We start from the raw sequence: 9245 nt of genomic DNA, 5'->3' as shown, positions 1-9245 counted from the left end.
CCACCGAGCCGATCTCGGCGACGATGCTGGACATGTAGACGCCGCCGGCCTTGAAGTAGCCGCCGCGGGGATCGAATACGGCTTTCAGTTCCTCGACCACGAAGGTGACGTCGCCGCCCTTGCGGAACACGGCGGACATCAGCCGGGTCAGCGCCACGATCCACTGGAAGTGGTCCATGTTCTTCGAGTTGATGAAGATCTCGAACGGGCGGCGCTGTTCGTGTTTGGTGCCGGCGTTGAGCACGATGTCGTTGATGGTGACGTACAGGGCGTGTTCGAACAGCGGCGACTTGATCTTGAAGGTGGAGCCGACCAGGGTTTCCGGCCGCTCGACACTTTCGTGCATCTGGATCACTTCGGCCTGCTTGGGCTCGCCGACTTTGTCGCTGACTCGCGCGTCTTTCGCAGCGGCCGGGGCGGCAACCTTGTCTTCGGGCTTGACCACGTTGTAGCCGGTGATCTTCTTGTCGATCTTGATTGCCATGATGTTCGCTTCGTTGCTTCTTGAGTGGTGGGTGCCGGGCTGCTCACGGCGTGTAACGGGAGATCATCCGGCCCGGCGCTGGGGCCGGGCCGGATGGGGTGTTGCTTACTTGCGTTTTGCAGCGGCCTTCTTGCCGGCAGCCTTTTTCACCGGGCGTGCCGACTTGACGCTCGCCTTCTTGCTGGCAGTGGACCTCTTTGCCGTCTTGGCGACGGCTTTCTTGCTGGCGGACTTCTTGACTGCCGCCTTTTTCGGTGCGGCCTTCTTGCTGGCCGACTTCTTGCTGCTGACCTTCCTTGCGACCTTGGCGGCTTTCTTCTTCACCACCTTGGCGACTTTCTTTGCGGTCTTTTTCGGCGCCGCCTTTTTCGCGGCAGCCTTCTTCACGGCCTTCCTGGGAGCCGCCTTTTTCGCGGCGGCCTTTTTCACGGCTTTCTTCGGTGCAGCCTTTTTCGCTGCCGCCTTCTTCGGCGCCGCCTTCTTCACGGCTTTCTTCGCCGTCTTCTTCACCGCTTTCTTGGCAGCTGCCTTCTTGGCGGCCTTTTTCGGAGCCGCCTTCTTCGCGGCAGCCTTCTTGGGAGCGGCCTTCTTCGCCGCAGCCTTCTTCGGAGCCGCCTTCTTCGCCGCAGCCTTCTTGGGAGCCGCCTTCTTTGCAGCCGCCTTCTTCGGCGCGGCCTTCTTCCTGGCGGCGGTCTTCTTCACCGCCACCGGTGGGGCGACCGGAGCGGCCGCGGGCACGTCCGGCAGGACCGGGAGGGCGACGGCCGGTGCTTCGACGGCAACGGGTGTGCTGCTTGCTTCAACTTCGTTATCGATGGACATGCTGGTATTCCCCTCCGAATTGATGTCAGTACGTGACGCGGCCTTTCGGGAATCGACGCCTCCTGGGGGAACACCGCACACCTCGGTGCGAGGTGCGTGTGCTGCCTAGAACTTGCCGTAATACCCTTCCTTCAAGGCATCGAAGAGGTTGGCGGCCGAATGCATCTCGCCGTCGTATTCCACCTGCTCATTGCCTTTCAGTTCGACAACACTACCGTCGTCCAGCTCGAAGCGGTAGAGGGTGTTTTCAAGATCGGAATCCTTGACCAGCACGCCCTGGAATGCCGCCGGGTTGAAGCGGAACGTGGTGCATCCCTTCAGGCCCTGCTTGTAGGCGTAGAAGTAGATGTCCTTGAAGTCTTCGTAGGGGTAGTCGGTGGGCACGTTCGCGGTCTTGGAGATCGACGAGTCGATCCACTTCTGCGAGGCGGCCTGGATGTCGACGTGCTGCTTCGGGCTGATGTCGTCGGCCGCCACGAAGTAGTCCGGCAGCTTGTTGCCGGCCTCTTCGGTATACGGCTTGGCGTCGGCATTGATCAGCGCGCGGTAGGCCAGCAGCTCGAAGCTGAGCACCTCGACCTTTTCCTTGGACTTCTTGCCTTCGCGGATCACGTTGCGCGAGTAGCTGTGCGCGAAACTGGGCTCGATGCCGTTGCTGGCGTTGTTGGCCAGGCTCAGGCTGATGGTGCCGGTTGGCGCGATCGAGGTGTGGTGGGTGAAGCGCGCGCCGGTTTCGGCCAGCTGCTCGACCAGGTTCGGCGCCACGGTGGCGATGCGCTGCATGTAGCGGCTGTATTTCGCGTGGAGCACGCGGCCGGGGATGGCGTCGCCGACCTTGTAGCCGTCGGCGACCATTTCCGGACGCTTGCGCAGCATGTCGCCGGTGACGGTGAAGTCGCGCAGCAGCACCGGGGCGGCGCCCTTTTCCCTGGCCAGTTCCAGCGCCACTTCCCAGCCGGCCACCGCCATCTCGCGCGAGACTTCCTCGGTGAAGGCGACTGCCTCGGCGCTGCCGTAGCTGTGCTTGAGCATGGTCACGGTGGAACCCAGGCCCAGGAAGCCCATGCCGTGGCGGCGCTTGCCCATGATCTCGTTGCGCTGCTGTTCCAGCGGCAGGCCGTTGATCTCGACCACGTTGTCGAGCATGCGGGTGAACACCTTGACCACTTCGCGGTATTCGTTCCAGTCGAAGCTGGCCTTGGGGCCGAACGGGTCGCGCACGAACTTGGTCAGGTTGACCGAACCGAGCAGGCAGGAGCCGTAGGGCGGCAGCGGCTGTTCGCCGCAGGGGTTGGTGGCGCGGATGTGCTCGCACCACCAGTTGTTGTTCATCTCGTTGACCTTGTCGATCAGGATGAAACCCGGCTCGGCATAGTCGTAGGTGGACACCATGATCATGTCCCACAGGTGCCGTGCCCGGATGTGGCCGTAGATCTTGCAGGCGACCAGGCCATCCTCGCGGTCCACGTAGTTCTCGTGGGTGGGCCACTCGCGCCACACCACCTGGGCCGGGTCATTGACGTCGACCTCGCCCTTTTCCTTGACGTGCACCGGGAACACCAGCGGCCAGTCCTGGTCGTGCTCGACCGCCTGCATGAAGCCGTCGGTGATCAGCAGGCTCAGGTTGAACTGGCGCAGGCGGCCGTCTTCGCGCTTGGCGCGGATGAATTCCTTGGCGTCGGGATGGCTGATGTCGAACGTGCCCATCTGCGCACCACGGCGACCGCCGGCGGACGACACGGTGAAGCACATCTTGTCGTAGATATCCATGAACGACAGCGGGCCGCTGGTGTACGCGCCGGCGCCGGAGACGTAGGCGTTGCGCGGACGCAGGGTGCTGAACTCGTAGCCGATGCCGCAGCCGGCCTTCAGGGTGAGGCCCGCTTCGTGGACCTTCTCCAGGATGTCGTCCATCGAATCGTGGATGGTGCCCGACACGGTGCAGTTGATCGTGCTGGTGGCCGGTTTGTGCGCCAGCGCGCCCGCGTTGGAGGTGATGCGGCCGGCCGGGATCGCGCCGCGGCGCAGCGCCCACAGGAACTTTTCGTACCAGTGGGCGCGCAGCTCGTCGGTGGCTTCCACGTCGGACAGGGCGCGCGCCACGCGCTGGTAGGTCTCGTCGATGGTGGCGTCGACCGGCTCGCCGGATTTCGCCTTCAGCCGGTACTTCTTGTCCCAGATGTCCCAGGACGCGGGTTGCAGGGGGATTTCCACGACGGCATCACGACCGGTGGCGGAACTGGCGGCTGGGGCACTCACTGTGCTCATCGGCTTCTGGGACCTCTCGCTGCGGCCTTCCGGCCGGCGTTGTTTTTATGTGTGGCGGCACGCCGCTCATGACTGTTTCGATGGCGGCGCGAGCCCGTGAGGATTGCCCTCCGGCCCGCGCTGCCAGCGCTTTTCCGACAACAACGACTCCCCCTCAAGAGTGCGATGTTCGACACCAGCGCTAGTTAAAGCACCAAGTTCTCAACACAAGATGTTGTGGTTGCTACCGGGTAGGCAAGTTAACCCCGACGTCGACCGATGTAAAGTCCCACGACAGCCATCGGCGTTGCGGAACCGTGGCGCGGTGTTCCGGTCGAAGCAGCGCCGTCATCGATGCCCAAGGAGGACCCATGTCGCACTCATCCGCACACCCGGCGCGCTGGCTTGGCGCTGCGCTGGCCGCGCTGTTCGTGGCGCTGGCCCTGCTGCCCGGCCACGCCGCCAGCCTGCCCGCCGCGATCGACGGCCAGCCGATGCCCTCGCTGGCGCCGATGCTGACCCGGGTGACCCCGGCCGTGGTGAACATCTCCACCACCACGCGGGTGCCGGTGCGCGATGCGTATTTCGACGACCCGATGATGCGGCGCTTCTTCGGCCTGCCCAGCACGCCGCGCGAGCGGGTCGAGCAGAGCCTGGGCTCGGGCGTGATCGTGGACGCGGCCAAGGGCTACGTGCTGACCAACAACCACGTGGTCGGCGGCGCCGACGACATCAGCGTGACGCTGCAGGACGGGCGCACGTTCAAGGGCAAGCTGATCGGCACCGACGCCGCCACCGACGTGGCGGTGGTGCAGATCCCCGCCCAGAAACTGCAGGCGCTGCCGCTGGCCGACTCCTCGCGCCTGCAGGTAGGCGACTACGTGGTGGCGGTGGGTGACCCGTTCGGGCTGGGCCAGACGGTCACCGCCGGCATCGTCTCGGCGCTGGGCCGCTCCGGGCTGGGCAGCAACGCGTCGGGCCGGAATTTTTCGGGCGTGGGCGGCTACCAAAACTTCATCCAGACCGATGCCTCGATCAACCCGGGCAACTCCGGCGGCGCCCTGGTCAACCTGCGCGGCGAACTGGTCGGCATCAACACGATGATCTTCTCGCCCTCGGGCGGCAATGTCGGCATCGGCTTCGCGATCCCCAGCAACCTCACCAGCGAGGTGATGGCGCAGCTGCTGGCGCACGGCAAGGTGCAGCGCGGCAGCCTGGGCGTGCAGACCCAGCTGATCACGCCGCGCATCGCCAGCGCGCTGCAACTGAAGGACCGTGATGGCGTGCTGGTCACCGGCGTGCGCGATGGCTCGGCCGCCGAGCGCGCCGGCCTGCAGGCGGGCGACGTGCTGACCACGCTGAACGGCAAGCCGCTGCACACCGTGCAGGAACTGAACAATGCCGAGGGCCTGCTGCCGCTGGGCAGCACGCTGCGGCTGGGCGTGTTGCGCGGGGGCAAGCTCAGCGAGGTCAGCGCCACGCTCACCGCCGAGAAGCTGGCCACCGCCGAGGGCGGCGATCTCGATCCGCGGCTGGCCGGCGTGCGCTTCAGCGAGCTGAGCCAGGAGCAGCGCAACCAGGGCTGGTACGGCGTGGCGGTCAGCGCGGTGCAGCCGGGCAGTCGCGCCGCGCGCGCGGGCCTCACCACCGACGACGTGGTGATCGGCGTGGGCAGCCAGCGCATCACCAGCCTGCACGTGTTGCGCGGGCTGGCCGGGGTGAAGCCGCGCCAGCTGGTGCTGGTGGTGGCCGGCGACGACGGCACCCGCTACGTGGTGATCAACTGAACGGGGCCGGCCCGTTCAGCAAAAAGCGTGGCGGGGATCGCTCCCTGCGCGTGTTCCGGCGCACAGGCCGGACCGCCGAGGGAGCGCAAATGCATGAAAGTGCTTGATGTTCCGCACCCGGGCCGATGAAATACCCGCATCGCTTCAGCCTGCGTGCGCCCGCGAGGCGCCATACTCGCGTCAAAAACATCCAACCATCATCACGCCGGGGTTCTCCGCCACCATGTCCGTTCGTCTTGTCCGCCTGCTGTCCGTCGCCCTGATCGGGGCCTGCCTCACCACTCCCGCCGTCGCCAAGAGCCATCCCAAGGCAAAGGCGAGCGCGCCGGCCAAGAGCAGCCTGGTCTGGCGTGGTGACGTGGCGACGGCCAACGGCGTGGTCGGCGAAGTGGCCAAGGCGTGGGAGAAGAGCGGCCATGGCCGCATCGAACTGCAGCCGTTCAACACCGCCTCGGGCATCGACGCGGTGGCCAGCGGCACCGCCGACCTGGCCGGCAGCGCACGCCCGTCCGACAACAGCGCGCAGAACGCCCGCCTCACCTTCACCCCGGTGGCGTGGGACGGCCTGGTGATCGTCACCCAGTCGTCGAACCCGATCAGCGGACTCACGCTGAAGCAGGTGCACGACATCTACTACGGCAAGATCCACAACTGGAGCGAAGTCGGCGGCCGCAACGCGCCGATCGACGTGTACGCGGTGGCCAGCCCCGGCGACGGCGTGGAATACAGCCTGCGCACCCTGCTGTTCGGCCGCGGCAACCAGCCGGTGGCCGCGCCGCGACTGTACGTCAACACGCGCAAGCTGGAAGAAGGCATCGCGCTGAACCCGAACGGCTTTGGCGTGGCCACGCTGTCCGGCATCAGCGGCAACGCGAAGCTGAAGGCGATTCCGGTCAACGGCAAGCGGGCCACCGTGGCGAACATCGCCGACGGCAGCTATCCGCTGTTCATCCCGCTGTACCTGGTGACCAACCCGAGCAGCCCGAAGGCGAGCCAGGCGCAGGCCTTCGTCGACTTCGTGCAGAGCGAGCCGGGCAAGGCCGCGCTGCGCAAGCATGCGGTGCTGCCGTACCAGGATGGCGGCGCGCTCGTCGCGCTGGACAGCTCGCGCCGCAGCAGGATCCTGGCCGAGGTCGGCGCCCGCGTTCCCCATGGCACGCCGGTGTCGGCGCCGGGCGCCACCTACGCGGCACGCGCCGCCATCGCGCCGACCTCGGCCGATACGCTGGCCGCGCGCATGGCGGTGGAAAAGCGTGAGGACGACAAGAAGCAGAACGCGCGCCTGAGCAAGATCCAGGGCAGCGTCAGCGACGTCAGCGTGACCAGCACGGCGCACGCCAGCGGCAGCGCCACCACGGTCAGCCGCAACGACAGCGCGAATTTCGGCAAGGTCAGCGCCAGCACCAGCCAGACCACGACCACCTACAAGGTGGTCAAGGGCGACACGCTGTCGACGATCGCCAAGCGCCACTCGGTCGACGTGGCCCAGCTGCGCGAGTGGAACCACCTGAAGGGCGACCAGATCAAGCTGGGCCAGGTGCTGCGCATCAGCAAGCTCTGAGCGCCGGCGTGGCGCCGATACTCGCGCTGACGCTGGACCTGGACGACACCTTGTGGCCGGTGCTGCCGGCCCTGGAACGCGCCGACCAGGCAGTGGACGCCTGGCTGCGGCAACACCATCCCGAGGTGGCGCAGGCGTGGCCGATCGCCGCGATGCGCGAGCTGCGCGCGCGGGTCGCCGCCGAAAGGCTCGACCTGGCGCACGACTTCACCACCCAGCGCCAGCTCACCCTGCAGCATGCGTTCGCCAGCTGCGGGGTGGCCGACGCGCCGATCGACGCGCTGTGGGAAATCTATTTCGCCGCCCGCAACAGCGTCGAGCTGTATCCGGACAGCCTGCCCGCGCTGCGGCGGATCACCGCGCGCTGGCCGCTGGCCAGCCTGACCAATGGCAACGCCGACCTGCAGCGCATCGGCATCCACGCGCATTTCGTCCATCACATCTGCGCCCGCGACAGCGGCATGGCCAAACCGGACGCGCGGATCTTCCTGGCCGCCGCCGAGCGGCTGGGCGTGCCGGCGCAGCAGATCCTGCACGTGGGCGACGATCCGTCGATGGACGTGGCCGGCGCCCGCGACGCCGGGCTGCGCACCGCCTGGCTCAATCGCGAAGGCGCCCGCTGGCCCGACGACATGGGCGAGCCACCCGAACTGGACCTGCGCGACATGACCGCGCTGGCCGACTGGCTCGAAGCGCAGCACCCCATCCCGTAGATCTCCCGCCCGTAGATCTCCCGCCCGTAGATCTCCCGGCAGCGGCGTGTAGGCAAGCGGCGGCGATTGCGCGCATCATTGGCGTTTTGGCCCGTCGCCGAAAGCCATTCGTCGAGTCCGGCAGCATTGCCGGCGCCAGTCCGAAGGAACCCGCATGTCCGCCCTGATCGAACGCCAGTCCGGCAACCGTCACAGCATCGCCATCGAAACCACCGACGCCGCGCACTACGCCGCGAGCAAGCGGCGGCTCACCGCCGCGCAGAAGCGCTGGCTGGGCGACAGCGGTTTCGCGGCGGCGCCGGGCACGTTCGCGCTGTTGTCCGATGCGGCCGGCAAGCTGGTGCGCGTGCTGGTCGGGGCGGAGCCGCGGCAGCCGCTGGCGGCGCTGGCCGCGCTGCCGTTCGGCCTGCCCGAAGCCACCTACCACCTCGCCGACGAAGGTGTGCTGGACGATCGCAGCCAGGCGGCGCTGGGCTGGGCCCTGGGCGCGTACCAGTTCGATCGCTATCGCCAGCCGAAGCGCGCGCCGGCGCAACTCGCGGTGAGCGCCGCCGAGCTGCAGGCGCTGGCGCCGCTGGTCGAGGCCACCGCGCTGGTCCGCGACCTGGTCAACACGCCGACCGAGGACATGGGTCCGGAGCAGTTGAGCGACGCCATCCGCCGGCTCGGCAAAACGCACAAGGCCAAGGTGCGCGACTGGGTCGGCGACGAGCTGCTCAAGGCGAATTTCCCGACCATCCACGCGGTGGGCCGCGCCAGCCATCGCGAGCCGCGGCTGGTCGAACTGAGCTGGGGTCGCAAGGAGCACCCGCGACTGGTCGTGGTCGGCAAGGGCGTGTGCTTCGACACCGGCGGGCTCGACCTGAAATCGTCCGACGGCATGCGCTGGATGAAGAAGGACATGGGCGGCGCCGCCCACGCGATCGCGCTGGCCGGGCTGGTGATGCAGGCCAGCCTGCCGGTGCGGCTGACCCTGCTGGTGCCCGCGGTGGAGAACGCGGTGGCCGGCAACGCGATGCGCCCGGGCGAGGTGATCACCACCCGCGCCGGCCACACGGTGGAAGTCGACAACACCGACGCCGAGGGCCGGCTGGTGCTGTGCGATGCGCTGGCCTACGGCGCCGAGCAGCAGCCCGACCTGCTGCTCGACTTCGCCACGCTGACCGGTGCCGCCCGCGTGGCGCTGGGCCCGGACCTGCCCGCGCTGTTCGCCAACGACGACGCCGCGGCCGCCGCGCTGCTGGCCGCCGGTCGCGCGGTCGACGATCCGCTGTGGCAGATGCCGTTGTGGCGGCCGTACCGCAAGATGCTCGACTCGTACCTGGCCGACTTCGCCAATGCCGGCCCGTCGCGTCATGCCGGCGCGATCACCGCGGCGCTGTACCTGGAGCGTTTCGTGCCGGACGGCACGCCGTGGCTGCACCTGGACACCTACGCCTGGAACGACGCGGATCGCCCCGGCCGTCCCCGTGGCGGCGAGGCGATGGGCGTGCGTGCCATGTTCGCCTACCTGCAGCAGCGCTACGCCGGTTGAGCAAACCGGCGCGGAGACATCACGTCCGGCCATGACTTCTGGCGTTGTCGCCCGTCGCTGAAAGATTGCATGCTGCCGGAGATACCCTCCCCGGAAG

General features: G+C 67.6%; 6 protein-coding genes and 1 pseudogene. 4 read left to right on the top strand and 3 right to left on the bottom strand.

The annotated features are described in order from the left end of the window. The 3 genes and pseudogenes from ASD82_RS03545 to ASD82_RS03535 all read right to left on the bottom strand — a co-directional run. Positions 1-484 (bottom strand): annotated as a pseudogene (locus ASD82_RS03545) (NrdJb); the annotation flags it as partial. Between the two features lie 105 nt (positions 485-589). Beyond that, positions 590-1306 (bottom strand): hypothetical protein, encoded by a 717-nt coding sequence (locus ASD82_RS17290; RefSeq protein WP_200950209.1) that lies wholly within the window; start codon positions 1304-1306, stop codon positions 590-592. A gap of 105 nt (positions 1307-1411) precedes the next feature. Next, positions 1412-3574 carry an adenosylcobalamin-dependent ribonucleoside-diphosphate reductase gene (locus ASD82_RS03535; RefSeq protein ID WP_056715498.1) on the bottom strand — a complete coding sequence of 721 codons (2163 nt, stop codon included), beginning with the start codon at positions 3572-3574 and terminating at the stop codon, positions 1412-1414. A gap of 350 nt (positions 3575-3924) precedes the next feature. On the opposite strand from ASD82_RS03535, the gene ASD82_RS03530 reads away from it, so the two are divergent. The 4 genes from ASD82_RS03530 (at position 3925) to ASD82_RS03515 (ending at position 9148) form a co-directional block, all read left to right on the top strand. Further along, positions 3925-5340, top strand: coding sequence for a Do family serine endopeptidase (locus ASD82_RS03530; RefSeq protein WP_157599172.1), 1416 nt, complete (start codon positions 3925-3927; stop codon positions 5338-5340). Between the two features lie 223 nt (positions 5341-5563). Beyond that, positions 5564-6901, top strand: coding sequence for a substrate-binding domain-containing protein (locus tag ASD82_RS03525; protein WP_056715495.1), 1338 nt, complete (start codon positions 5564-5566; stop codon positions 6899-6901). 8 nt (positions 6902-6909) lie between these two features. After that, complete coding sequence (locus ASD82_RS03520) at positions 6910-7614, top strand: HAD family hydrolase (protein WP_056715492.1); 705 nt, start codon at positions 6910-6912, stop codon at positions 7612-7614. 154 nt (positions 7615-7768) lie between these two features. Further along, on the top strand, positions 7769-9148 hold the full coding sequence (locus ASD82_RS03515; RefSeq protein WP_056715489.1) for a leucyl aminopeptidase family protein: 1380 nt from the start codon (positions 7769-7771) through the stop codon (positions 9146-9148). Positions 9149-9245 lie beyond the last annotated feature (97 nt).

The organism is Rhodanobacter sp. Root179 (genome assembly GCF_001428465.1).
In the GTDB taxonomy this organism is placed as follows: Bacteria; Pseudomonadota; Gammaproteobacteria; order Xanthomonadales; family Rhodanobacteraceae; genus Rhodanobacter.
The sequence above is the reverse complement of the archived record's forward strand: the minus strand, read 5'-3'. Positions and strand labels throughout refer to the sequence as shown.